General features: G+C 48.2%; 30 protein-coding genes. 22 read left to right on the forward strand and 8 right to left on the reverse strand.

Annotation, left to right across the window (positions count from 1 at the left end; translation table 11 throughout):
* Positions 1-82: 82 nt before the first annotated feature.
* From KNO76_RS04225 to KNO76_RS04240, 4 genes are all read left to right on the forward strand, one after another.
* Positions 83-349 carry a hypothetical protein gene (locus tag KNO76_RS04225; protein WP_251129030.1) on the forward strand — a complete coding sequence of 89 codons (267 nt, stop codon included), beginning with the start codon at positions 83-85 and terminating at the stop codon, positions 347-349.
* A gap of 128 nt (positions 350-477) precedes the next feature.
* Complete coding sequence (locus KNO76_RS04230; protein WP_214882894.1) at positions 478-2,010, forward strand: hypothetical protein; 1,533 nt, start codon at positions 478-480, stop codon at positions 2,008-2,010.
* Between the two features lie 86 nt (positions 2,011-2,096).
* On the forward strand, positions 2,097-2,459 hold the full coding sequence (locus KNO76_RS04235; protein WP_214702507.1) for a hypothetical protein: 363 nt from the start codon (positions 2,097-2,099) through the stop codon (positions 2,457-2,459).
* A gap of 12 nt (positions 2,460-2,471) precedes the next feature.
* A complete protein-coding gene (locus KNO76_RS04240; protein WP_251127880.1) occupies positions 2,472-2,903 on the forward strand; it encodes a stage III sporulation protein AH in 432 nt (143 codons plus the stop codon).
* Positions 2,904-2,935: 32 nt separating this feature from the next.
* Here KNO76_RS04240 and KNO76_RS04245 read toward each other — a convergent pair whose 3' ends face one another.
* From KNO76_RS04245 to KNO76_RS04270, 6 genes are all read right to left on the reverse strand, one after another.
* The gene (locus KNO76_RS04245; RefSeq protein WP_214700600.1) at positions 2,936-3,214 is read right to left on the reverse strand and encodes a CPCC family cysteine-rich protein; all 279 of its coding nucleotides are present in this window, start codon (positions 3,212-3,214) and stop codon (positions 2,936-2,938) included.
* A gap of 81 nt (positions 3,215-3,295) precedes the next feature.
* The gene (locus tag KNO76_RS04250) at positions 3,296-3,655 is read right to left on the reverse strand and encodes a DUF1304 domain-containing protein (RefSeq protein WP_214882896.1); all 360 of its coding nucleotides are present in this window, start codon (positions 3,653-3,655) and stop codon (positions 3,296-3,298) included.
* A 1-nt stretch (position 3,656) separates the two neighbouring features.
* Positions 3,657-3,941: a putative quinol monooxygenase gene (locus KNO76_RS04255; protein ID WP_214882898.1), complete on the reverse strand. Its 285-nt coding sequence runs from the start codon at positions 3,939-3,941 to the stop codon at positions 3,657-3,659.
* Positions 3,942-3,968: 27 nt separating this feature from the next.
* Complete coding sequence (locus KNO76_RS04260) at positions 3,969-4,607, reverse strand: nitroreductase family protein (protein WP_214882909.1); 639 nt, start codon at positions 4,605-4,607, stop codon at positions 3,969-3,971.
* Between the two features lie 23 nt (positions 4,608-4,630).
* Positions 4,631-5,041, reverse strand: coding sequence for a MarR family winged helix-turn-helix transcriptional regulator (locus KNO76_RS04265; RefSeq protein ID WP_214882913.1), 411 nt, complete (start codon positions 5,039-5,041; stop codon positions 4,631-4,633).
* A 105-nt stretch (positions 5,042-5,146) separates the two neighbouring features.
* Complete coding sequence (locus tag KNO76_RS04270) at positions 5,147-5,914, reverse strand: hypothetical protein (RefSeq protein WP_214882915.1); 768 nt, start codon at positions 5,912-5,914, stop codon at positions 5,147-5,149.
* A gap of 180 nt (positions 5,915-6,094) precedes the next feature.
* Between KNO76_RS04270 and KNO76_RS04275 the strand changes: the two genes are divergently transcribed.
* From KNO76_RS04275 to mnhG, 16 genes are all read left to right on the forward strand, one after another.
* A complete protein-coding gene (locus KNO76_RS04275; protein ID WP_214882917.1) occupies positions 6,095-6,484 on the forward strand; it encodes a GntR family transcriptional regulator in 390 nt (129 codons plus the stop codon).
* Positions 6,471-7,352, forward strand: coding sequence for an ABC transporter ATP-binding protein (locus KNO76_RS04280; RefSeq protein ID WP_214882920.1), 882 nt, complete (start codon positions 6,471-6,473; stop codon positions 7,350-7,352). Before KNO76_RS04275 ends, KNO76_RS04280 begins: the two co-directional genes overlap by 14 nt.
* Entirely contained in the window at positions 7,342-8,466 is a 1,125-nt protein-coding gene (locus KNO76_RS04285) for an ABC transporter permease subunit (RefSeq protein WP_214702495.1), read from the forward strand. Before KNO76_RS04280 ends, KNO76_RS04285 begins: the two co-directional genes overlap by 11 nt.
* 12 nt (positions 8,467-8,478) lie before the next feature.
* Entirely contained in the window at positions 8,479-8,943 is a 465-nt protein-coding gene (locus KNO76_RS04290; protein WP_214878168.1) for a DUF4825 domain-containing protein, read from the forward strand.
* A 135-nt stretch (positions 8,944-9,078) separates the two neighbouring features.
* Complete coding sequence (locus KNO76_RS04295; RefSeq protein ID WP_214882925.1) at positions 9,079-10,752, forward strand: AMP-binding protein; 1,674 nt, start codon at positions 9,079-9,081, stop codon at positions 10,750-10,752.
* A gap of 79 nt (positions 10,753-10,831) precedes the next feature.
* Positions 10,832-11,410, forward strand: coding sequence for a fatty acid metabolism transcriptional regulator FadR (locus KNO76_RS04300; RefSeq protein ID WP_214882929.1), 579 nt, complete (start codon positions 10,832-10,834; stop codon positions 11,408-11,410).
* A gap of 79 nt (positions 11,411-11,489) precedes the next feature.
* A complete protein-coding gene (locus KNO76_RS04305) occupies positions 11,490-12,263 on the forward strand; it encodes an electron transfer flavoprotein subunit beta/FixA family protein (protein WP_214882931.1) in 774 nt (257 codons plus the stop codon).
* A 14-nt stretch (positions 12,264-12,277) separates the two neighbouring features.
* On the forward strand, positions 12,278-13,243 hold the full coding sequence (locus KNO76_RS04310; protein ID WP_026826537.1) for an electron transfer flavoprotein subunit alpha/FixB family protein: 966 nt from the start codon (positions 12,278-12,280) through the stop codon (positions 13,241-13,243).
* A gap of 107 nt (positions 13,244-13,350) precedes the next feature.
* Positions 13,351-13,665 (forward strand): thioredoxin, encoded by a 315-nt coding sequence (gene trxA, locus KNO76_RS04315; protein WP_026826536.1) that lies wholly within the window; start codon positions 13,351-13,353, stop codon positions 13,663-13,665.
* Positions 13,666-14,012: 347 nt separating this feature from the next.
* Entirely contained in the window at positions 14,013-16,454 is a 2,442-nt protein-coding gene (locus tag KNO76_RS04320; RefSeq protein WP_214882934.1) for a Na+/H+ antiporter subunit A, read from the forward strand.
* A complete protein-coding gene (locus KNO76_RS04325; RefSeq protein WP_026826534.1) occupies positions 16,426-16,863 on the forward strand; it encodes a Na(+)/H(+) antiporter subunit B in 438 nt (145 codons plus the stop codon). The genes KNO76_RS04320 and KNO76_RS04325 overlap by 29 nt, the downstream gene beginning before the upstream one ends.
* Positions 16,863-17,204 carry a Na(+)/H(+) antiporter subunit C gene (locus KNO76_RS04330; RefSeq protein ID WP_026826533.1) on the forward strand — a complete coding sequence of 114 codons (342 nt, stop codon included), beginning with the start codon at positions 16,863-16,865 and terminating at the stop codon, positions 17,202-17,204. Before KNO76_RS04325 ends, KNO76_RS04330 begins: the two co-directional genes overlap by 1 nt.
* Positions 17,197-18,681, forward strand: coding sequence for a Na+/H+ antiporter subunit D (locus KNO76_RS04335; RefSeq protein ID WP_026826532.1), 1,485 nt, complete (start codon positions 17,197-17,199; stop codon positions 18,679-18,681). The genes KNO76_RS04330 and KNO76_RS04335 overlap by 8 nt, the downstream gene beginning before the upstream one ends.
* Positions 18,682-18,688: 7 nt before the next feature.
* Positions 18,689-19,174: a Na+/H+ antiporter subunit E gene (locus KNO76_RS04340; protein ID WP_214882937.1), complete on the forward strand. Its 486-nt coding sequence runs from the start codon at positions 18,689-18,691 to the stop codon at positions 19,172-19,174.
* Positions 19,174-19,470 carry a Na(+)/H(+) antiporter subunit F1 gene (locus KNO76_RS04345; protein WP_026826530.1) on the forward strand — a complete coding sequence of 99 codons (297 nt, stop codon included), beginning with the start codon at positions 19,174-19,176 and terminating at the stop codon, positions 19,468-19,470. Before KNO76_RS04340 ends, KNO76_RS04345 begins: the two co-directional genes overlap by 1 nt.
* The gene (gene mnhG / locus KNO76_RS04350; RefSeq protein WP_015881097.1) at positions 19,448-19,807 is read left to right on the forward strand and encodes a monovalent cation/H(+) antiporter subunit G; all 360 of its coding nucleotides are present in this window, start codon (positions 19,448-19,450) and stop codon (positions 19,805-19,807) included. The genes KNO76_RS04345 and mnhG overlap by 23 nt, the downstream gene beginning before the upstream one ends.
* A 42-nt stretch (positions 19,808-19,849) precedes the next feature.
* On the opposite strand, the gene KNO76_RS04355 is transcribed toward mnhG, so the two are convergent.
* The gene (locus KNO76_RS04355; RefSeq protein WP_214882939.1) at positions 19,850-21,163 is read right to left on the reverse strand and encodes a dihydrolipoyl dehydrogenase family protein; all 1,314 of its coding nucleotides are present in this window, start codon (positions 21,161-21,163) and stop codon (positions 19,850-19,852) included.
* 70 nt (positions 21,164-21,233) lie between these two features.
* Between KNO76_RS04355 and uvrC the strand changes: the two genes are divergently transcribed.
* Positions 21,234-23,024 carry an excinuclease ABC subunit UvrC gene (uvrC, locus tag KNO76_RS04360; protein ID WP_214882943.1) on the forward strand — a complete coding sequence of 597 codons (1,791 nt, stop codon included), beginning with the start codon at positions 21,234-21,236 and terminating at the stop codon, positions 23,022-23,024.
* Between the two features lie 51 nt (positions 23,025-23,075).
* On the opposite strand, the gene KNO76_RS04365 is transcribed toward uvrC, so the two are convergent.
* Positions 23,076-23,477, reverse strand: a complete 402-nt coding sequence (locus KNO76_RS04365; RefSeq protein ID WP_214882946.1) for a YslB family protein — start codon at positions 23,475-23,477, stop codon at positions 23,076-23,078.
* 213 nt (positions 23,478-23,690) lie between these two features.
* Between KNO76_RS04365 and KNO76_RS04370 the strand changes: the two genes are divergently transcribed.
* Positions 23,691-24,308, forward strand: coding sequence for a succinate dehydrogenase cytochrome b558 subunit (locus tag KNO76_RS04370; protein ID WP_026826526.1), 618 nt, complete (start codon positions 23,691-23,693; stop codon positions 24,306-24,308).
* Positions 24,309-24,323 lie beyond the last annotated feature (15 nt).

The following is a 24,323-nucleotide window of genomic DNA, read 5'->3' on the forward strand; positions in this document are numbered from 1 at the left end:
GGAAATGAACCTAAAAACCTGTAACTTTTTTAGAAAGGGTATGGATAAATTAGGTATACATAATTGCTATTTATATAAGGAGATGAAAGATGTGAAACGCCTATTACTACGCAAAATCCAATTCGCCCTCCAATACCATGGTGGGACGGCGTCTTTAAAAGACATCTATGCGTATGTTGAAAAATCATACTACCAACTCGAGCTCGATTGTTATAAAGATTGGAAAAGGCACGTCAATAAACAGATCCGTGCGCATTCCAGTGATTCAGCGAGCTTTACCGGAAAAGAAGACCTCTTTTATTCCACAGGAAATAAAGGCATTTGGGGCCTCAGACAATCCAATAACTAACGAAAGCGGGACCAATTTCACTTGGTTCCGCTTTCAATGTTTACAAAACATCACACCCTGTTGTCACATAATGTTCATTCCTGTACACTTCGATATTGTGTGCTAAAAATTATGTTAGGGGTTAGTCAATGGAACTTGTACAGCAATTATCTCAAATGCAACTCATCAACCAATTCTGGTTGCTTATGGCCTTCATCATCCCGATGGTCATTTTATCTCGTATGGTCGTGGCAGGGACGCGCTTCTCGCCGATCCTCGTCATCTTCGGTCTCGGTCTCGGATTCGGTATGGTCGAGCTCGGTATCGCGACTCCAGGTCTTCCTGAATTCCCGCTCGTCGACTTCTTGTCACGGACGACAATCATCGCGTTGGTCGTTTCGTTCTTCGTCGGTGGACAAGAACTTCGTAAAATCTTAAGCAAACAAGAGCTCGACATGGAGGACATCGTCGTTCCTTCTAAAGAAGAGATGTTCCTCGGGACAGGGCGTACGCAGTTTATCTTTATCCTTCGTTCGTTCTTCTTGCTCGTCGGTTTGGAAGGGTTCTTCCGCATGGCAATCGAGCCAGGTACGGCAGAAGGGATTGCGCTTTACTACCCAATCCTCGCACTTCTAGGTCTTGCGGTGTCGTTCTTACTCATCGACCATAAAGCACAGATTCAGGACAAGAAAGTATACATGCAAAAAGGTGTCATCGAGACAGTTCTCTTGCTTGTCATCTTGTTCGTCTCATTCTTGATTGCGACAGCGGTTCAGCCGATTATCGCACTTCCGCAAATCTTCTTTGCGATGTTGATCTCGTCGGCACTCGGTGCCATCTTCCATAACTGGACGTATGGGCCGTCTGTCCGCGCGCTTCTCTTCGCAGGGATCCCGGTCGTCTTGGCTGCCAACTTCATGGTCGGTGGGTCACGAATCGGTGACGCGTTCGCGATCGAAGGCATGAACTCGATTCTCGTGTACGGTTTCTTCGGTCAGTTGTTCTGGATGTTCGGTGGAATCGCGCTCATCATGTGGTTTGCTCGTACGGGTCACATCCGTAACCTTGCGCCAGGTATGGCGGGGTCACTTTCGCACAGTGGTCTCACAGGTGCATGTACAGCCGGAGACTTCGGTCAAGTGGCGGCAAAACGTGCGCCAATCATGATCAACATCCCGTTCTTCGGACACATCTTCGTCTTCTCGATTCTTGCAGTCAGTGCCGACAACGGCGCGCTCTGGATCTGGCCGACAGCTATCATTGTTTTGATTGGTCTCGCGCTCACGGCGCTTGCGTTGAAAAACTTACGTGCGGCGAACGGGGAAGACTTTAAAGAAGTCAAAGCGCTCATGCAGTTCTCGTTCGGATGGCAGATGATGGCCGTCTTCGGTGGTCTCGTCATCTTGACGTTCAGCACGATTGCATTTGATTACACGACAATGGCACAATCGTCAGCAATCTCGCACTTCGGCTTGTTCGCAGCTGTCCAAGGCGGTATGTTCGGGACGGAAGCATCGCTTCTCATCCCGCTCATCTTCTCGATGCCGTTCCTCGTGCACCCGATCGTTTTCTACATGTTCGGGAAAGCACTCGACAACAATGGCGAAATGCCACGTGTGCCGGTATATGCGATGGCGCTCGTTGGTGTCGTCGGTGTATCTGCAGCGATTTTCGTTTTGTAACAGGACTCCGCTCTGACTTCGGTCAGGGCGGTTTTTTGATGAAATGGATATGGTAGACTTTGGATAGTGAAAGTGGGGGAGAGCGTATGAAAAAATGGTTGTTCATCGGTTTTATTGTGTTGATTGTAGCTAGAGTTTGGGTGGCACCGATATATACGTCTAAACCCAGTGAGACTGACTTTGTGAGCTGGTTCGAGGAAACGTATTCGGTACAATGTGAAGATGAGAGCTGTGATTCGTTCGAGCTGATTGGGGATCAGACGAATACATATGTGAATGAAGAGGGATATATGAAACAATCCAGTGGCTTTTTCACTTTTGACATGGAGGTAAGGCGATTATATCGAAGTGTCGAAGAACCCGAACGAGTCGGGACGATTGAAGTCAGATGGAATCATGATTCGTTCGAGATTACAGAAGAAACGGGCATCTTTGTATCTTCGCCATAGGAGGCTTGAAGCATGCTGATGATCACTCAAGATGTAAAGGGAAAGCGCTATGAGGCGCTCATTGATGTGTTGTTCAAGCATTGTACTCATTTTGCGTTCGTGGAAGACAGGCGACGAATGGAGATCGAAGACGAGCGTCTGGCGTATATGGATGTACTGACTGAAGAGATTCGTTGGGATTTGATGGAACGGACCATCGTAAGTGAATGGGAGACAACACGACTGTCTGGGGATACGGCGTATCAGTATTCGTTTCACATCAATTACAGGACAACGCAATTCCTAAAAGAACATGGTGGCTCGTTGTTCAGTTGGATCCATCCAGAACTTCCAGAAGACTTGATGTTTTACGCGGGGGATACGTGCGTGCTCGCGGTATGTTCCCATGAAGCGTTCTTTGTCGTCGATGAAGCGTTGTGGGATCAGATTAAATTAGATGAATGATTAAGGTCACCTTATATACGGGTGACCTTGTATTAAGTCAACTTGCTAGGGAGTGGTCTCCAGTCTGAATCTTTTTTATCACATTCATTTGGTTTTCTGACAGAATCACAAAAGAGCCGATCACTCGCACCAAATTGAATGTAATTTTGTTGAGCCTGTCGAAGCGACACTATATTCGCACCGCCTTCATAATCGGGATTGTCGAATTGAACCCCGTCATCCTCCCAAAAGCAGATTCGACAAATGTCGTATGTGCCTGGTGGTTCCTCTTCTAACGTCTGGTAGCCACAACATGGGCATGTGTATCTCACCATCATCACCTCATTATTTAGTATAGAGGATACAAGCAAAAAGCGTCCGACCTTTTCTCAGGTCGAACGCTTTTTCTGTCATCACATCACCATCGAGATCAACGTCAAGATGGCGAGCCCACCTTGTGTCAGGATAATCTTCTTGTCACTCGTGATACTGCCATATAGGGCAACGAGGATGATATAGGTCAGAATCATGGTGACAATCTCGAGCGGATTAGGGGAGACGTATAGCCCGTATAAGAGCCCGACCCCAATCAATCCGTTATAGACGCCTTGATTTTTGAACAAAACCGATACGGAGTCTCTCGTCAGCTCGTCTTTCGACATGCGGAAGATACGTGACGTCGAGGAAGATGCCGTCGCAATCGTCTCTATATAGAAGATATAGAAGAACTCGATCGCGACGAGCGTCCCGAGCACAAGGGTGAGCGTCGACAAATTAGTTGACCGCTGCTACTTGCAAGACCGGTTTCGCTGACACATAGTTCGCGACGTTTTGTGCGAAGTTGATGAGGACCGGGTTTTGGTTATGCTGCTCAAGAGCGGCTTGGTCTTCCCAGTTCTCGATCATGACGAAACGGTTCTCGACAGAAGTTGACTCGTATAAGTCATATCCGACGCAACCCGCTTCTTGTTTTGATGAGTCGATTAAGACTTGGATGTCACGCAAGAAGTTCTCGCGCTGTGATGCTTGGATATCGAAAGTGGCATTTACTAAGATCATGGGTAATTCCTCCGATTGTGTGATAGATTATTTGAACGAAGTGACCGTTTGAGCGTCAAGACGTACAGATTTATAACCTTCTTCTGCCGCTTTTCCGACAGACAAGATCATGACGGGTACGTAGCGATCTTTATCGAGACCGAACGCTTCTGCGAGTTGGTCTTTTTCGAATCCACCGATCGGGTTCGTGTCATAGCCGTGTGCACGTGCTGTGAGCATGAATTGCATCGCTGCGAGACTAGCGTCGATTTTCACGATGTCGTTCATCTCTTGTTTCGAGAGGTTTTTGTAGTAAGGGATGATTGCGCCGAGCTGTTGGTCACGCACTTCTTGTGGCATTTTGCCTTCTGCGACCGCTTGATCGTAGATTTGTTCACCGTACTCGTAGCACTCCATGTCTCCGAAGATGAGGAGCATCGCTGACGACGTGTCGTTTTGACGTGTGTTGAAACGGATGAGTGGCTTGAGCGTCTCTTTCGCTTCTGGGCTCTCAACGACGACGAAGCGCCATGGTTGCATGTTGACGGATGATGGAGCCGTTGTTGCTTCTTGGATCATTTCGAGCATCTCTTCTTGTGAGATTTTAACGTTCTCATCATACACACGGATTGATTTGCGGTCGAACATGATATCTGTAAATGTGTTGTTTTCGAATGTAGTTGCCATTGGTGAATTCCTTCTTTCTCTGTTTAGGCGTGGCTGTTCAATTTTTGAAGCAACCCGGATAAGTGGTGAATCTCTTCATCGGACAAGGCTTGTAAGACGAGGTGGTTTGCCCGTTCGTCTCGCTCGCAATCCCTTAGATCTTGCTCTGCTTTCTCTGTCACGCGGACGAACATCTCGCGATGGTTCTCCGCGTTCCGCTCTCTGACGACATATCCTTTCTCTTCAAGGATTTTTAAATGTCGGGTGATCGCGGCATTGTCGATTTTCATTTCTTCTTTAATCACGCGTTGCGAACAGACGCCTCGTTCTTTGACGATTTGTAGCATCTCGTAGCGAGTCAGGCTGAAGCCCGTCTCCCGTTCGAACGACGATGCGACGTTTTGTTCCGCCAACTTGATTTGGTAAAGTAATCGGCTGATTTCACGTAGGTCCATTGCGTCCCACCTTTCTCAATTGACTTATCAATTGTTGACTTGTCAAAGGATACAACGTTTCGGATTGTCTGTAAAGTCAAACGCTCAAAAAAGACGACACCAAAATTATCGTGTCGTCTCGTCTTCGATGGGAGTGCCATCAAAATGATATTCTGTCGTGAATGTCGTCTCGTCGAATCCGTATAGACGATCGTATTCGTTCAAGTCCTCAATCGTTCGCACATCGAGGAAGGACGGGTCGATATCAGACGCTTTGCGCGTGAACATCATGTACCGTTCTGTGTAGTCGTCGTTGCCTCCTGGTTTTCCGTCGAACGAGAAGTGAACCGAATAGACGTCGGACTCCACTGCACGGATGACGTCGAGAATCCGTTGTTTCTGTTCGTCCGTATTGTTCCAGTCTTCATGAAACATGATCGAGACGTCGAGATACGTCTTCGGATTCGTTTTATAGATAGACGTCGGGGTCGGAGAGATTTTTGCTTGCGCATCATCGGACACTCCGAGCGGTACTTCCGCGCGGACGGTCTCTTCTTCTTTTAAGATTCTTTGCGACACGAGTCTCTCGTGAATCGTCCGCTCTGCCTCGCGTTCCCAATACGTCTCGAGCACGTTGTCATGGATGGAGCCGTCACTATATGTCTCGAGGAAATAGGTGCCGGCGAACGGTTCTTTCGTCAAAGTCATTTCCCCGGTAAATCCTCCCATATGCCAGTCGCGAGATAAATCGATGTCGGGTTGTTCCTGATACGTTTCTTTCACATAAGCACTGTATGCATCCCGTGCCTCTGACTTTTCATGTGTCGTATATACGAAGAGCCCGCCAGCAAGAAGCCCACCGGTCATACTTGCTACGATTCGTTTTCTAATCATTTCGTCACCTCTCGTTCAATCTACCTGATATTGAACGAGAATACCTCGGTCCAAAGTCTTATTCAAATCATTTCCATTTCCCTGTAAACTAAAAGTGCCCTCAAAGAACTATTGTAATTGCGTGTACTAATACATATAATACACTTAAAGAGTGACATTGATTATGAGAGGGTGTGACCCATGTTATACAAAATCGATATGAAAAGTTCAGAACCGCTATACGAGCAAATCGTCAATCAAACGAAAGAACTCGTTATCCGTGGAATTTTACGACCGGGAGATAAGGTGATGTCCGTGCGTGAACTCGCCACCGATCTCGTCATCAATCCGAATACGGTCAGTAAGGCGTATCAAGAGTTGGAGCGACTCGGACTGCTCGAGATGCGACGTGGACGTGGGACGTTCGTTTCCGAGGACTGGGTGGACGATGATGCGGCGAGAGGTCCGGTCATCACGTCGATTAAAAAAATTGCGATTGATTGCCATTATGCGAACGTGCCGTTATACGAAGCCATCGACGTATTGCGGAGGGAATATGAGAAAGTAGGGGAAGCCAATGCTGAAAGTTGAACAGTTAAGTAAAAAAATTGACCGTCAGACGATTCTCGACGGCATCGACTTTACGGTCGAATCAGGAGAAATCATCGCGCTCGTCGGACGTAACGGTGCCGGTAAGACGACGCTTCTCCGGACGATGGTCGGCATCATCCGCCCAGATATGGGAGACGTATTATATGGAACGAAAAGTATCTTCAAAGACGCGGGATTGAAACGGGACGTCATCTTCGTGCCGGATTCTGCAGATGCGCTCAAACATTACACAGTGAACGAGGCGACAGACTTGTATGAGTCAATCTATCCATCGTTCAATCGTTCTGCATTCCGTGAAACATTGACGCGTTACAACATCGATAACAATAAAATTCGCCAACTTTCAAAAGGACAGAAGGCGCTCGTCACGTTATCGCTCGCCTTCGCCGTCCAAGCGAAATACTATCTTTTGGACGAACCGACGGACGGTTTAGACGTCGTCGCCAAGTCAGACGTATTGAAACTGATGATCTCCCAAGTCGAGAAACGGAACTGTTCGATTATCGTCTCGAGTCACCAGTTACATGAACTTGAACGAATCGCCGACCGTATCATCATGATCGAGAGCGGACGTGTCAAAGCGATCATGTCACTCGAAGAGGCGCGTGCTCTCAGTATCAAGTGGCAAGTCGTCTTTAACGACCATGTCCCGGTCGAGTTGCTCGAACGAAAAGATATCGAAATCATCAGCGTGACAGGGCGGGTCGTGCTGTTCATGGCGAAAGAACGGACGGAAGAACTCGAGGCGTTCGTCGATTCATACAATCCGATGCTCATCGAAGAAATCCCGATGTCTCTCGAGGACGTCTTCCGTATCCAGTTAGGAGGAGAAGCTCATGCCGTCTAAAGTGTTGTTGAAGAAAGATTGGAAACAAGTGTCGCTTCTTTGGATTTTGCTCGTCTTCTTAGGGGTCGTTGCCTTCACGGTGCCAGTGTGGACAGAAATGCAAGTATATGAAGAACAGATTAGCGACATGCAAGAAAATCCAAGTCAGTATTCGGATGTTTTACAGGGAAATGTAGAAACAATGAATACCGAGGATTTTTTCAATAGTAATTCTGACTATGGTTATCTTGGTGGACTTGAATCACTCATTCCGATGGGGGTCGTCATTTTCTTATTTGTCGTCTTCGGTGCGCTCATGGCGTCTGTCTTGATTGGAAGTGAACGAAACAGTCAAATGTCGGACTTTTCGATGTCACTACCATACACCCGCACCCAGCTTTACATATCAAAGTGGGTGATTGGCGTGACGGGTATCGTTGCAGCGACATTGGTTGGTGGAACGTTGATGTTCCTCATCATCCGTCTTTCTGACTACTCCTTCTTGCTCGAAGGCAATGAATTCAAAGTGTTTGGGTTGATTCTTTTCTTACTATTATCGGGAATCTCATTTTTCTCTGTCTCGCTATGGATGGGGTCGTTTGGAGGAGAGTCGATTTCACAAGTCGTATGGACGTTCGTCGCCCTTGTCTTTCCGATGGGGATCTTACTCCTCATTCAAGGGTCACTTTTTGCCTTATCTCCAAATGCTTCCTATACATTTTTTGAAGATGCGTTTGAAAGTGTGCCGATGCGAATCCTGTCACCTTTGAATAACATCGTCAATACGGACATGTATTTACTCTTTGATTCTCGAGCGGAGTGGACTGAGTTTCTCACAATAGGACTGTTCAGTCCTATTGTCTTCATCGTTCTCACATTTGGTCTAGGGCTGTGGATGTTCAAGGAAGCACCTCAAGAGAACAATGGTCGCTTCTTCATGTTTTCGAACTGGTTGTGGCTCATCCATATCGTCATCGTCATTTGTTTCGCGATGTTAGGCGGCGTGTTCTTCTCGGGTGTTTTTTACCCGCAAAGCGTGATGTTGTATCTCGTCGGCTTTGTAATTGGTGCATTTCTAGCGCACTTACTCGCCAAGCGCCTGCTCTACCGATTCAACTTGAAACTAAAATCGTAAGGAGGTACATCCATGAAACGCTTCTATCTGTTGCTCGTACTCGTCATCTCATTATCAGGTTGCGCGAATCCGGAACCGAACGCCTTTGAATTTAGAGGTTCGAAAGTCGGAGACAATGCCGCCGTCGTCGGTATTGCCGAAGGTTTGCCGCTACATGAGTGTTATCGATCCGTCGAACTGCAGACGAAGAAGCGTCCTTATGGGTTGACCGTCCGTTACGAAGACCCGGGAATGGAGCGGGCGGAGCAAGAGCGTCTGGCGATTCGGAATGCGGCTGCATATTTCACGCTCATTCCGAACGCAGAGATCGTCCGTTTCGCCTTCCCGAACCGGACGTATGCCTTTTCCCGACCAGAGATGGAGGCTTGGTTCGGAACAGATTTTTCGAACATTCATCATGAAGGAGAGTTGAATAAAGTGATGAATCAAAAGCTTGAAAAACTGGATGCGACAGATTCCTATTTCAGGCGAGTTTGACAGCGATTGGATGACAAATCCGATCGCTTTTTTGATATATTCTGAAAATTATCGGGTAAAGGGTAGATGAGAGCGTTTTCTTAGCATTATAATGGGGTTAACTGAATGAGTATTCATTTCCAAGGAGGAACAGCGATGAACAAACCGTGGTTACAAGATTATCCAGAAGGAATGCCCCAGTCAATCGATTATGAGGTAAAGCCGCTCTATGAGGCGTTGTCTCGCGCAGCAAAGGATTATCCGAATCGTACGGCCGTCTCCTTTATCGGAAAGGAGTGGACATTCGCGGAAATCGATGATGCCGCACGTCGACTTGGCACGATGCTTCAATCGAAAGGGCTTGAAAAAGGCGACCGAGTCAGCCTCATGCTTCCGAACTGTCCTCAATACGTCATCTCGTTCTATGCCGTGCTCTATGCAGGTGGGACGGTCGTCCAAACGAACCCGCTCTATACGGAACGAGAGCTAGAAAACCTCGTCACGGACGCAGGTGTCAAAATTGTCATCACCCTCGACCTGCTATATCCGAAAACGCTTCGTGTCAGTGAGAAGACGGAGATTCAAACCGTAATTACAACGAGTATCGCTGACTACCTACCTTTCCCGAAAAACAAACTGTATCCGATCAAAGTGAAACGTGAGAACAATATCGTCATCGATACGACCGGATCGACGCCGTTCAAAGATTATAAGGACTTTAACCCAATCACACCGCTCGAAATCGATCCGAAAGAAGATGTCGCTGTTCTTCAATATACAGGCGGAACGACCGGTCTTCCGAAAGGCGTCATGTTGACCCACTTCAATTTGACGGCGAACGCGGATCAAATCACGAACTTATTCTATAAGTATAATCGTGGGGATGAGAAGCGCGTTCTTTGTGTCGTACCTTTCTTCCACGTCTACGGGATGTCGTGTTGTCTAAACTTCGGTGTCACGAACGGCTATGAGCTCGTGCTCGTGCCGCGTTTTGAAGTAACGGATGTCCTGAAGACGATTCAGAAAAAGAAACCACACTTCTTCCCAGGTGCGCCGACGATGTATGTTGGGATCCTGAACGAGCCGAAATTGAAGAAGTACGACTTGTCTTCGATCGAAGCATGTATCTCTGGCTCGGCACCACTTCCGATTGAGGTGCAAGAAGAGTTTGAGAAAATCACAGGAGGTCGTATTGTTGAAGGATACGGTTTGTCTGAGACGTCTCCAGTCACACATGCGAACTTCTTATGGGATAAACGCATCGTCGGCTCAATCGGTGCCCCGCTATCAGATACTTCTGCTAAAATAGTAAAAGCGGACGGGGAGACCGAGGCGGACATTGGTGAGATTGGGGAGATCATGCTGAGTGGTCCGCAGGTCATGAAAGGATACTGGCAGAAACCGGAGGAGACAGCAGCCGTTTTGAAGGATCGCTGGCTCGCGACCGGAGACCTCGGATATATGGGTGAGGACGGGTTCTTCTATATCGTCGATCGGAAGAAGGACATGATTATCGCAGGTGGTTTCAACGTCTATCCGCGTGAAATCGAAGAAGTACTCTATGAACACCCAGCCGTCAAGGAAGCGGTCTGTATCGGTGTCCCTGACCCGTATCGCGGTGAGACCGTCAAGGCGTTCATCGTCCTCCGTGACAACACAAACGTGACGGAAGAAGAGTTCGACAAACATTGTCGTGAAAAGCTGGCAGCCTATAAAGTACCGAAGTTGTATGAGTTCCGTGATGAGTTGCCGAAGACGTTCGTCGGTAAAATTTTACGTCGCGTTCTCGTCGACGAAGAGAAGGCGAAGAAAGTGAAACAAAGCAGTTGACACCAAGCGTATGCATGATAGAATAATAAATGAATGAACCATCATTCATTTTTCTGCAGAGGTAAGGAGCTTGGGGTTTATGACAAATAACATTTCAAAAAGTGACCGAATCATTGATGCGGCGGTCAAAGTGATTGCAAATCATGGCTATCACGGTGCAAAGGTGACAGCTATCGCCAAAGAGGCGGGTGTCGCGGACGGTACAATCTACTTGTACTTCAAAAACAAGGAGCATCTCTTGATCGAGTTGTTCCAAACGAAGATGGGGCTGTTCATCGACTACTCGAAGCAACAAATCGAGAATGAGGGGACAGCTAGTAATAAGCTATATCAGTTGATAGAATCTCATTTAAAGCAACTATCGGCCGATTACGACCTCGCTGTCGTGACACAAATCGAACTGAGACAATCGAACCTGGTACTTCGCCAAAAAATTGGAGAAGTGCTCAAACCGTACTTGAATTTAATTGATTCTGTCGTCAAACATGGAATCGAGACAAGAGAGTTCGACACCGATTTAGACTATCGACTCGCCCGTCAAATGATTTTCGGCACAATCGATGAGGTTGTGACGAGCTGGATGGCGAGTGGCTTCAAGTATGATCTTTTGTCGACGCTTCCGAACGTGCACCATATGTTAAAAAAGGGGCTTACTTAACAGTGAGCCCTATCACTAGCTCAAAAAATGAATGCTGATTCATGAATGATGGGAAGAATTGACTAAAGGGGGATCAACCATGAAAATTTTTGTTTTGCTGAAACGTACGTTTGATACAGAGGAAGCGATTCAGCTCGAGAATGGGGAAATTCAAGAAGACGGTGCTGAGTTCATCATCAACCCGTATGACGAATATGCAGTCGAAGAAGCGATTCAAAAACGTGACGCACTCGGGGGAGAGGTCACGGTCATCACGGTAGGACCAGAAGATGCAGATAAGGAACTTCGTACAGCGCTCGCGATGGGAGCGGACAAAGCCGTTCGCATCTCAATCGAAGACGATGTCGAGGATGCGGACCACGTCACGATTTCAAAAGTCATTGCGACGTATTTGAAAGAACAAGACGCAGACCTCATCTTCGCAGGGAATGTCGCAATCGACGGTGGTAGCGGACAAGTCGCACCGCGTGTTGCTGAACTTCTCGACATGAACTACGTGACGACGATTACCGGTCTTGAAATCGATGGCGCGACGGCAACGGTCACACGCGATGTGGAAGGGGACACGGAAGTCATCGAAGTCACACTCCCACTCCTCGTGACGGCACAACAAGGATTGAACGAGCCACGTTACCCGAGCTTGCCAGGAATCATGAAGGCGAAGAAAAAGCCGCTCGAACAACTCGAACTCATGGACATCGAACTCGATGAAGATGAAATTGAGGCGAAAATCGAGACGATCGAACGATTCTTACCAGAGGAGAAGAAAGCCGGGCGTATCCTTGAAGGCGATATGTCGACACAAGTGAATGAGCTCGTACAACTTCTTCGCACGGAAGCGAAAGTCATTTAAGGGGGAGATCATAGATGAAAGCTTTAGTACTCGCAGAAGCGCGTGAAGGCGCGTTACGTAACGTATCATTTGAAGCCATCGCTGCGGCGAAACAATTAACAGACGATGTGACGGCAGTCGTGATTGGGGATCACGTGCAATCACTCGCCCAAGAACTCGGAGAACATGGCGCAAGCCGCGTCCTCGTCGTCGAAGACGAGCGTCTCAAACACTATACGCCAGACGGTTATGGACAGGTGCTCCGTCAGTTGATCGAGCAAGAAAAACCGGAAATGATTGTCCTCGGCCATACGGCACTTGGAAAAGACATTGCACCGAAACTTGCAGCACGTCTCGATGCCGGACTCATCAGTGACGTTGTTTCCATTGAAGGAACAGGCCGCGATGCAGAATTCGTTCGCCCAATCTACTCAGGGAAGGCGTTCGAGAAAGTGAAGTTCAAAGATTCGGTCATGTTCTTCACAATCCGCCCAAACAACATCGATGCGCTTCCTCGTCAAGCAGGCGCAAGCGTCTCCGTTGAAACGCCAGCAGTTGAATTGAAAGACCTCGCGATGATCGTCAAAGAAGTCGTTCGTAAGGCGACAGGAAAAGTCGACTTGGCGGAAGCAAAAGTCATCGTCGCAGGCGGACGTGGTGTAAAGAGCGAAGATGGATTCAAACCGCTTGAAGAGTTGGCCGAACTGCTCGGAGGAGCTGTCGGTGCTTCACGTGGAGCATGTGATGCCGACTACTGCGATTACGCGCTTCAAATCGGACAGACAGGTAAAGTCGTCACACCGGATCTTTATATCGCATGCGGGATCTCTGGAGCGATTCAACACTTGGCAGGGATGAGTAACGCGAAAGTGATCGTCGCCATCAACAAAGACCCAGAAGCGAACATCTTCAGCGTAGCGGATTATGGAATCGTCGGTGACTTGTTCGATGTCGTTCCGATGTTGACGGAAGAATTCCGCAAGCACCTCGTCAATAGCTAATAAGCAAAACGTTTTGGGGTTGTTACCCTCCGTGGTATACTCTGAACATGAATTGCATGAGAGTTCTAAATCAGGACTCTCTCATCTTATTGGGGAGGTTTTTATAAATGGCTATTAAACACGCAACGACTCAATCGTTTGAACAAGATGTTAAAGAGGGCGTAGTCCTCGTTGATTTTTGGGCAACTTGGTGTGGACCATGTCGCATGATCGCGCCAGTTCTTGAAGAACTTGATCAAGAAATGAGTGACCAAGTCCAAATCGTAAAACTCGACGTAGACGAAAATCCTGAAGTCGCGGGTGCTTTCCAAATTCAAAGTATTCCAACACTCATGATGTTTAAAGACGGTCAGCCTGTTTCTAAAACAATGGGCTTCCAACCGAAAGAAGCATTGAAAGAGTTTATCGCGACAGCACAATAATTGCGTAGCAGCCGATGGTTTATCGGCTGCTTTTTTGTTTTGTCGACTGTAAAAGAAGGAAAAGAACAGGCAACTAGGGAATAGAATGAGTTATTCCGTAGGGTATTACTCGGGTCATTTTCCGATACATAACGTCTGATTTCTAATTTTTTTTATAAGATTTCCGTCGGCTTCCTTCATATTTAACAGACAGAAAAAAATAACTAGGAAGCGTTTGAACTGGAAGCTTTTATCATGGAAACAGACTGAAAATTTACGCTATACTCATGAGGAAGACATGATGGAGTCAAGTGACCTTACTTTACGGCTCTATTAAGTGTACGACTCTGTTCGAAGGAGGAATTTTCTTGTCGGTGTTACATTTAGCTATTTTGTTGCCGCTCCTCGCGGCACCGTTCATCCCGTTTTTGTTTCGGGGGATGAAGCAAATTCATACAGGTTGGTTCGTCCTGATCGTTCCGGTCGTCCTCGTCACCTACTTCGCCGGATTCATTCCGATTACGAGTGCAGGGGACGTCGTGACAGCGACGATTTCGTGGATGCCGTCTCTCGGGATTAACTTCACGGCATACGTCGACGGACTCAGTCTGTTATTCGCCCTCCTCATTACGGGGATCGGGGCGCTCGTCGTCCTCTATTCGATTTATTATTTGAATAAGGATAAGGAATCGTTAGGACATTTTTATGTGTATCTCTTGATGTTCATGAGCGCCATGCTCGGGGTCGTTCTTTCGGACAACATGATTGTCATGTATATGTTCTGGGAACTCACATCGATTTCATCGTTTCTGTTGATCGGATACTGGTATGAAAAAGAGCGTTCTCGTTACGGTGCTCAAAAATCAATGCTTCTCACTGTATTCGGTGGATTATCGATGCTCGGGGGGATTGTCTTACTCGAGTCGATGATCGGCTCGTACAGCATTCGTGACATGGTCGCGAACTCAGGTGTTATCGCCGAGAGTCCGTTCTTCCTTGTTGCGATGATTCTCATCTTGCTCGGGGCCTTCACGAAATCTGCGCAGTTCCCGTTCCACATTTGGTTACCTGATGCGATGGAGGCACCGACTCCGGTCAGTGCGTACCTCCACTCAGCAACGATGGTCAAGGCGGGTCTCTATCTTGTGGCCCGTATGAGTCCGGTGTTTCAGGAGTCATCAGTATGGCTATGGACGATTGCCGGAGTCGGGATGTTCACGATGTTCTGGGGATCGTTCAACGCTGTTAAGCAGACCGACCTGAAGGGGATTTTGGCGTTCTCTACGGTCAGTCAGCTTGGATTGATCATGTCACTTCTTGGTCTCGGGGCAGCTGCCCTTCATTATGACGGAATGGATGACAATATCTTTATGGTAGCGACAATCGCCGCTATCTTCCATTTGATTAACCACGCGACGTTCAAAGGTTCGCTCTTCATGATGGCTGGGATTGTCGACCATGAGACGGGCACGCGTGATATTCGAAAACTCGGTGGTCTGATGACCGTCATGCCGATCACGTTCACGATTGCCATCATCGGTTCGTTGTCGATGGCAGGTCTTCCGCCATTTAACGGTTTCTTGAGTAAAGAGATGTTCTTGAAGGCGACGACGAAAGTCTTCTCAGCCGACTTCTTTGCGCTCGATACGATCGGGATTTTACTCCCGGTCATTGCCTTCATCGGTAGTGTGTTTACGTTCATTTACAGCATCATGCTGTTCGCACGGACGTTCATGGGCAAAGCGAAGTTCGATCAGTTACCGAAACAACCGCATGAGGCACCAATCGGCATGTTGATTTCGCCGGTCATCCTAGCGCTTCTCGTTGTCGGTCTCGGGTTCTTCCCGAACGTGTTGTCGAACTCGCTCATTAAGCCAGCCGTCGAGTCGATTTATCCGACACTCGTCGCACAAGGCCAGGAAGTCGATGTCCACATCTACTTCTGGCACGGACTCACGCCTGAACTATATATGACTATCGGGGTCGTCCTCCTCGGTTCCTTACTGTTTTGGCAGATGGGCAAATGGATGGGGATTTACAATCGCATCCCACACCGTTTGACGCTTAACGGAGTGTACGATGGTACGCTCGTTTGGTCGAATAAGGCAGCGTATCGCTTTAAAGACAACTATATGACTGGTTTCATCCGGTCGTATTTGATTTATATTTTCGTCTTCCTTTCAGGAATGATGCTCTTTAGCATTTGGTGGTTCGATATGTATAAGTTCTCATTCGAGAACTTGGCTGAGATTGCGCCGTATGAATATGTTCTCGGAGCTGTTGTCATGCTCGGTGCGCTCGCGATTCTATTCATGAAGTCGCGTCTCCCGTCCATCATCTTACTTGGAGTCGTTGGTTACGGCGTAGCCCTTTTCTTTGTCTTCTTCGGTGCACCTGACTTGGCGCTCACCCAGCTCGTCATCGAGACGGTCTCTGTGGCACTGTTCTTGCTCGTCTTCTATCACATGCCAGAGATAAGCAAGAAGGAAGTACGCATGCGCTTCAAAGTAGGGAATGCCATCGTGGCCATTCTTGTAGGAACGACCGTGACGCTTCTCAGTTTCATGGCGCTCACGAATAAATCGCTCACGTCAATCTCGGAATTTTATAAAGAGAACGTATATGAGCTCGCAGCAGGGAAGAACATGGTTAACGTCGTCCTCGTCGACTTCCGTGGATTTGATACCTTGTTTGAAATCGTCGTTCTCGGACTTGCGGCACTCGGGATTTACACGATGATTAAATTTAGAACATCACGACGTACGAAAGGAGAAGGTGCACATGAAGCAAAACAGCAAACCCGTCAATGATGTCATTTTGCAGACGGCTGCGATTATCATCTTCTTCATCATCGTCATCTTCTCAATCGATTTGTTCTTTGCCGGTCACTATTCACCAGGTGGAGGCTTCATCGGTGGGTTGATGACATCCGCGGCACTTGTCTTACTGCTACTTGCATTTGATTCGAAGACGCTCGCGAACGTGCTCCCAATCGACTATCGTCTCATGACAGCGACGGGGTTATTGATTGCGCTCGCGACAGGTCTTCACTCAATTTTCTTTGATCGTCCGTTCTTAACGCACGCCTACGGAAAGTTTGATTTGCCACTTCTCGGTGAGCAGACACTCCATACGGCGATTGCGTTCGATTTAGGGGTCTATCTCGTTGTCATCGGTGTCACCATGACGATCATTCAAACGATTGGAGAGAGTGAATAATGGAAATCTTCGTTAGCATCATCATCGGTGTTCTGACGATGTGTGCGGTCTATCTTGTTCTCTCAAGAAGTTTGTTGCGCATCATCATCGGCACGGCACTATTTAGCCACGCGGCACACTTGCTCGTCTTGACGACGGCAGGTTTGAAGACAGGGGATGCCCCTGTCCTTGTGGACGGCGTGACTGAATTTACGGATCCGTTACCACAAGCGCTCGTCTTGACGGCGATTGTTATCAGTTTCGGTGTAACGGCGTTCTTCCTCGTACTTGCATACCGCACATACCAGGAGCTCAGCACGGACAATATGGAAGAAATGAAAGGAACAGAATCGTATGATTAACTTACCGGTCTTTCCAATCGTCATTCCTGCGCTTGCGGCCATCATTATGATGTTCATGCCAAAACGGGTCCAACTGCAGCGCGGGATGGCTCTTGGAGCTTTAGTCATTACTTCGATCGTGTCACTCTTTCTCGTACACACGGTCTCCGTTGAGGGAATTCAAACCCTCAACCTCGGGAACTGGCAAGCACCTTTCGGGATCAGTCTCGTATCGGATATGCTGTCAGCCCTACTCGTGACGACGTCGACACTACTCACACTATTTGTCGTATGGTTCGCCGTCCATTATTTTTCAGATTCGTATGAAGGGAACTACTTGTACATCGCGATGTTGTTCTTGCTCGTCGGGGTGAACGGTGCCTTTACAACGGGTGATATTTTTAACTTGTTCGTCTTCTTTGAAGTCTTCTTGATGTCTTCATACGTGTTGATCGTACTCGGTGGACGTGGTGTCCAGTTACGGGAGTCGATCAAGTACTTGCTCGTGAACATCATCGCCTCGGCGCTCTTCGTCATGTCGGTCGCTCTGCTTTATGGCGTGACGGGCACGCTCAACTTGGCAGACTTGGCGATGAAGATCCCGCTCGTCGACAATCCGGACGTCATCACCGTCATCGGTGTACTCTTCGTCATCGTCTTCGGGATGAAAGGGGCACTCGTGCCACTTCACTACTGGCTCCCGGGAGCATATGTGGTCGCACCGACCCCGATTCTCGCGATGTTCGGGGCACTCTTGACGAAAGTCGGGGTGTACTCGATTTTACGGACGTATACGTTACTCTTTGATGGGAACGGTGAGTTTTTACAGACGTTCCTTATGGTGCTCGCTGTCCTCACGATCTTCATCGGGATGACAGGCGCAATCGCCTATAACGATGTGAAGTTGATCATCATCTACAACATTATGATCGCGGTCGGGGTCATTTTGTACGGAATCTCGGTCAATACGCAAACGTCTCTTGAAGGGTCGCTTTACTATTTGATTCACGATATGATCATCAAGGCGGTTCTCTTCATGCTCGTCGGGATGATGATTGGCATCACCAAATCAGGTCAACTCCGTGATATGGGAGGGCTCATCACCCGTTTCCCGCTGTTCGGATGGACGTTCTTCGTCGCAGCTCTCTCGCTCGCGGGAATCCCGCCACTCAGTGGATTTTTCGGGAAACTATTAATTGTGTCAGGTGGAATGGATGAAGGGCAGTTGTTCGGTCCGTTGCTCGTCCTCTTATCGAGTCTCTTTGTCCTCTATTCGGTCATGAAAATCTTCTTGAACGGATTTTGGGGAGAGGCGAAGCGTGAGTATGATGGACCGCTCGTCCCATATACGAAACGTTTAATTGTCCCTGCCTTCTTGCTGCTCGTCATTGCGGTCGGTTACGGATTCGGGGCAGAAGCCATCCATCCGTACATCACGCAAGCAATCGAGCCGCTCGTCAATCCAGAAATCTATATCGATGCCGTGATAAAGGAGTGAAATACAGATGGCATATCAACTATTGATTAACTTTTTCCTGGCGTTCATCTGGATGTTCCTCACGGGATCGTTCACATCGAGCGGATTCTTTATCGGGTATATACTCGGGTTACTCATCTTGTTCATGATGCGCCGATTCTTCAAATCGGGTGGAGGTAGTTTCTATTTTGCGCGTGTTTGGCGGTTATTTAAACTACTCTTGATTTTCATCCGTGAACTGTTCCTTGCGAACTTCGAGGTGTTACGTCTCGTCCTCAGTCCAAAACTGAAGATTCAACCAGGAATCTTCCGCTATGAGACGTCACTCGACAAGGGATGGAAAATCAGCTTGCTGTCGATGCTGATCACACTCACACCAGGGACGCTCGTCGTTCAAGTGTCAAAAAACAATTCTGTGCTCTATATCCACGCACTCAATATGCCGGATAAAGAAGCGTTACGAAAAGACATTTACGATAACTTTGAATCAAGCATTAAGGAGGCGACAGAGTGATGGATTTACTAGACATTCTCATCTACATCTCGCTCGCCATTCTCTTGCTTGCGATGTTGATGATGTTGTATCGCGTCGTCAAGGGACCGACGACGGCAGACCGAGTCATCGCGCTCGATTCCATCGGGATTGCGCTCATCTCGGTCGTTGCCCTGCTGTCGATCCTGCTCGATACGACCCTTTATTTTGAAGTCATCTTGCTACTCAGTATTCTAGCTTTCATCGGAACGGTGGCGTTCTCGAAATTCTTAGAGAGGGGAGAGATTATTCAACATGACCGCGACAATGATCTTTGATCTCATTACCGGCATCTTCACGATCATCGGCGTCTTCTTCACTGTCGTCGCCGCGATCGGTCTCATCCGTCTCCCAGATATTTATTCGAGAACACACGCTGCCTCAAAGAGTGCGACACTCGGTGTCATGTTCGTCCTCTTTGCGGCCGTCCTTCACGTATATGTCGATGAACGGGTATTTGACGCAAGACTTTTGCTCGGTCTCTTCTTCGTCCTCTTGACGGCTCCCGTTGGCGGGCACCTCATTTCGCGTGCGGCGCACGCGAAAGGCGTCCCGCTTTGGGAGAAGTCGTTACAAGACGCACTGAAAGAAGATAAAGATAAAGGAATCGAATGAGAAAAAGACGGGATTCGCCACGAGGCGAGTCCCGTCTTTTGTTTAGATGAGATAGGTGAGGTCGGAAGCGGCGGTCGGATAGGCGACCTCTAAGTGTTTGACGTGTTGATGCGACAGTTTGTTCTGTATAATGAAAGAGAATAAGTTGATGAGCTCAGGGGCGTGCTGACCGATCAAGTGTGTCCCAATCACATGACCTTCTGTGCTGATCAATAGTTTCGAATAGGCGGTCGGGTCATTGATTCGTTTGTAAGTCAAAAAGTGGGACATGTCCGTCTCTTTCACGTCGAAGGCGATGCCCTCAGCTTCCGCTTCCTCCACGGTCAGTCCGACCTTGGCAATTGGTGGCGTTGTAAAGACGATTGTCGGTGCCGGACGCTCCGGGAGTGCCCGTGTATTCCCATGAAGCATGTTCAATGCGGCGATTCGTCCTTCCTGACCAGCAAACGGTGTGAGTGCCGGGTTTGGACTGCTGGCGACGTCACCAGCTGCATAAATATTTGGATTGCTCGACTGAAGATAACCGTTCACATGTACACCGTCGTGGTCTGTTTCGACTCCGGCCGTATCGAGGTGGAGTCGCTCGATGCTCGGGATTCGTCCGGTGGCGTTAAGGACCACTCCTTCAAGGGTAGAGTCATCTGATAACGTTAAGATGTTCCCATCGATTCTAGTTGGCTCAACGTCATGTCGGACGGTAATGCCGATATGCTTCGATTCCTCGACGAGTCGGTGGACGACGTTCGGGTCGAATGCTTTCAATGCACGTGAACGTATGAGGAGTGTCACTTCGCTTCCGAAACGTCGGAAAATATGAGCGAATTCAAATGCGATATAACCGGCCCCGACAATGTGAATCGATTCAGGTAAGACGTCGAGGTCGAACACATCATCACTCGTGATGGCATGTTCGCCTCCTGGGATATCAAGAGGGCGGGGCGTTTGACCTGTCGCAATCAAAAATTGAGGGGCGGAAAGTTCGTGACCATCGATGACGATTGAGTCTTTATCGATAAAGTGAGGTTCTCCTTGATATAAATCGATGTTCATCTCGTTCCAATGTTGCGTCTTAGACGTAGGAATCGAGAAGCGGTATTCATCAATCCGCTTTTTGAAAGATGACCAATCGAGTGAGAGGCTGCCTTCTACGCCAAGTTCGCGCATACGCTCGGCACGGGCGAGTAGTTCGGCCCCTTCGGCAAGCATTTTTTTCGGGTCACACCCGCGTTGAGGACACGTTCCCCCGAACGTCCAATTTTCAATAATGGCGATCTCTTTACCGGCATCGCGTAAAATCGTGGCGGCTTGGCTCGCGGCAGACCCGCTCCCAATAATAATGACATCGTATCGTTTCATAATATAAAATCCTCCTCTGACGAGATATCACACTCTTTTTCCCGTCTAGGAGGAAGCTAAACTGAGGTGAATGGAATTGAGTCATAGCGACCACATAAAACATAAATTAGCGCTACTTCCGGATGAACCGGGATGCTATCTGCATAAAAATGAATACGGCGAGGTCATTTATGTCGGTAAAGCGAAAAACTTGAAGAATCGGGTCCGCTCTTATTTCACGGGCGCCCACGACATCAAGACGATGCGCCTCGTCGCCGAGATTCGTGACTTTGAATACATCGTGACGGCGAGCGAGCTCGAGGCCCTCCTGCTTGAGATGACACTCATCAAAAAGCACGACCCGAAGTACAATATCCGTTTGAAAGATGATAAAACGTACCCGTATATCAAGATCACGAATGAACCGTATCCGCGGCTCTTGACGACACGGAACTTGAAGAAAGACGGCGGACATTATTTTGGACCGTATCCGAACGCCTATGCGGCGAATGAGACGAAACGTCTCCTCGATAAACTGTATCCGCTCCGGAAGTGTCAGCCGATGCCAAAGAAACTCTGTCTGTATTATCACATCGGCCAATGCCTAGGACCATGTGAACTAGCGATTGACACGGATTCGCAAAAAGAGATCGTCAGTGAAATCCGGCGCTTCTTGAACGGCGAGACGAGTGAGACGCTCAAGAAGCTGAACGTCGAGATGGGACATGCCGCTGAAGAGATGCAATTCGAACGGGCAGCTGAACTGCGTGACCAGATTCGAGCGGTCGAATCGATCATGAACAAACAGAATATGATCACGGCCGACCCGACAGCGCGTGACGTCTTCGGCTATACGCTTGACCGAGGCTGGATGTGCGTCCAAGTGTTTTATATGCGTGGGGGCAAGATGATTGAGCGAGATGTCTCGCTCTTCCCGATGCACGGAGAACCTTCGGAAGAACTCGAAAGTTTCATCGTTCAGTTTTATGAACAAAACGTCGTCCCGAAAGAGATTCTTGTTCCGGAGACGGTTCGGCTCGATCTTCTAAACGAAGCGCTTGGTACGAAGGTGATGCAACCGAAACGTGGGGCAAAGAAACAGTTGCTTGATTTGGCGACGAAGAATGCGACGATTGCGTTGAACGAGAAGTTCGAGTTACTTGCCCGTGACGAAGAGCGCACGCTACTCGCGATGCGAGAACTCGGGGAAGCCATCGGGATCCCCAACTTGTCACGCGTCGATATCATCGATAACGCGAACATTCAAGGGGCGGACGCCGTGTCAGCGCTCGTCGTCTTCGAGGACGGGAAGCCACTTAAGAAAGAATATCGGAAGTATAAGATTCGAACCGTCCAAGGGCCGGATGACTACGAGACGATGCGTGAAGTCGTCCGTCGACGGTTCCGTCGCTTGTTGACGGAAGAGAAGCGACTGCCAGATCTTCTGTTGATCGACGGGGGGGTCGGGCAATTGAATGCGGCGCTCGACGTCATCCAAAACGAGTTCGGGCTCGACTTACCGGTCGGCTCGCTCAAAAAGGATGACCGACATCGGACGAGCCAACTGTTGTTCGGAGAAAGTGGTGCTGTCGTCGAGCTCCATCCACGGTCGAGTGCGTTTTATCTGTTGCAGCGGATGCAAGATGAGGTCCACCGTTTCGCCATCACCTTCCACCGTAGCTTGCGGACGAAGAAGATGACGAAATCGATACTAGACGAGATTCCGGGTGTCGGTCCGAAACGTCGTCAACAGCTCATCCGACATTTCGGTTCGATGAAGCAAATCCGTCTGGCATCGCTTGAACAATTGAAGGAAGCAGGATTGCCTGAAAAATTAGCGGAGACCGTGCTTCAATATGTACATGAGGAGACGGATGAATGAGAGAGTTGAAGCAGAAACAAAAATAAGAGTCGATGCGGAGGGCATCGACTCTTATTTGTAATCGTCTTTCCGGTCTAGTTGGACGGTGATTTGGACGGCTTTTCGAGCGGGATCGGCGTAGCCTTCTGCAACACACTGGAAACGACCTGCAATCTGTTCGGCTAAAAATCCGGCTTCTAGTTGATAGTAGCCTGTCGCTTTAGCTTGAGTCGCAGGTGGTGGGGTCAATTCATATGTAAATTTACTCCCTCGTTCCTTCTTGAGTGTTAACTCGCCCCAACCTGCCTCTGCGAAGAAGGCAATCAGTTCATCGTCAGACATCGTCGGGAATTTACGGGCGACCCGTTTCCCTGACCAATAGATGACTTGGGCGTAATCTTCACCTAGCAAGTCCGTCAACACATAGTCGCGAAGAAGTTCAATCGCGAAAATTGGTTGGCTTATCGTTTCCATTATATCCCATCACTCCAATCTCTCTATATTATTATAACGACCAATCGGAATTTGGTCATCCTGAATTTTTGAAAAGAATGTGGCACAAATCGGCTAGGTTGTCTTGTCATACAAATTTCACAAGAGTAGAATAAAAGACAGAAAGCTATATCTGCATTTGAAAACGCTTTTATTGACAAAACGAGCCAATGCTCGTGAAAAGGGGGAACTAGAATGGCAGCGCATCGTGACTATTTTAGTCGTAAAGTCCATTCGCTACTTGGGGTCATTCCAATCGGTTTGTTTTTGATCGTTCACTTGTCGGTCAACTACTACATCGTCGATGGAGTGGAGTCATTCAACAAAGCAGCAAAATTTATGGAGAACTTACCGTATCTGTACTTCCTTGAAGTGACGATTATCGCATTGCCGATGATTTTCCATGGAGTGTACGGCGTGTACTATGCGTTTCTTGGATCGATCAACTCGAACCGCTATTCATACGCACGCAACTGGATGTACATTTTACAACGCTTCACAGGAGTCTTCCTCGTGATCTTTATCTCGTGGCACGTTTGGGAAACGCGCCTTGCGAAGTTACGTGGCGTTGAAGTCAATGCGGAGATGATGCAAAACATCGTCGACAACCCGCTCATGCTCATTTTTTACATAGTCGGAATCCTTTCGGCTACGTTCCACTTCGCAAACGGTCTTTGGTCGTTCTCGATCACATGGGGAATCACACAGTCACCTCGTTCGCAACGTCTCATGAGCTACGTATCAGGTGTCGTGTTCTTGGCACTATCTTTTGTCGGCATCCGTTCAATTTTGACGTTTGCAGGCATCTTGTAATTAGGGGGAATTTTA

The organism is Exiguobacterium sp. s101, from assembly GCF_018617835.1.
Lineage (GTDB): Bacteria > Bacillota > Bacilli > Exiguobacteriales > Exiguobacteriaceae > Exiguobacterium > Exiguobacterium marinum.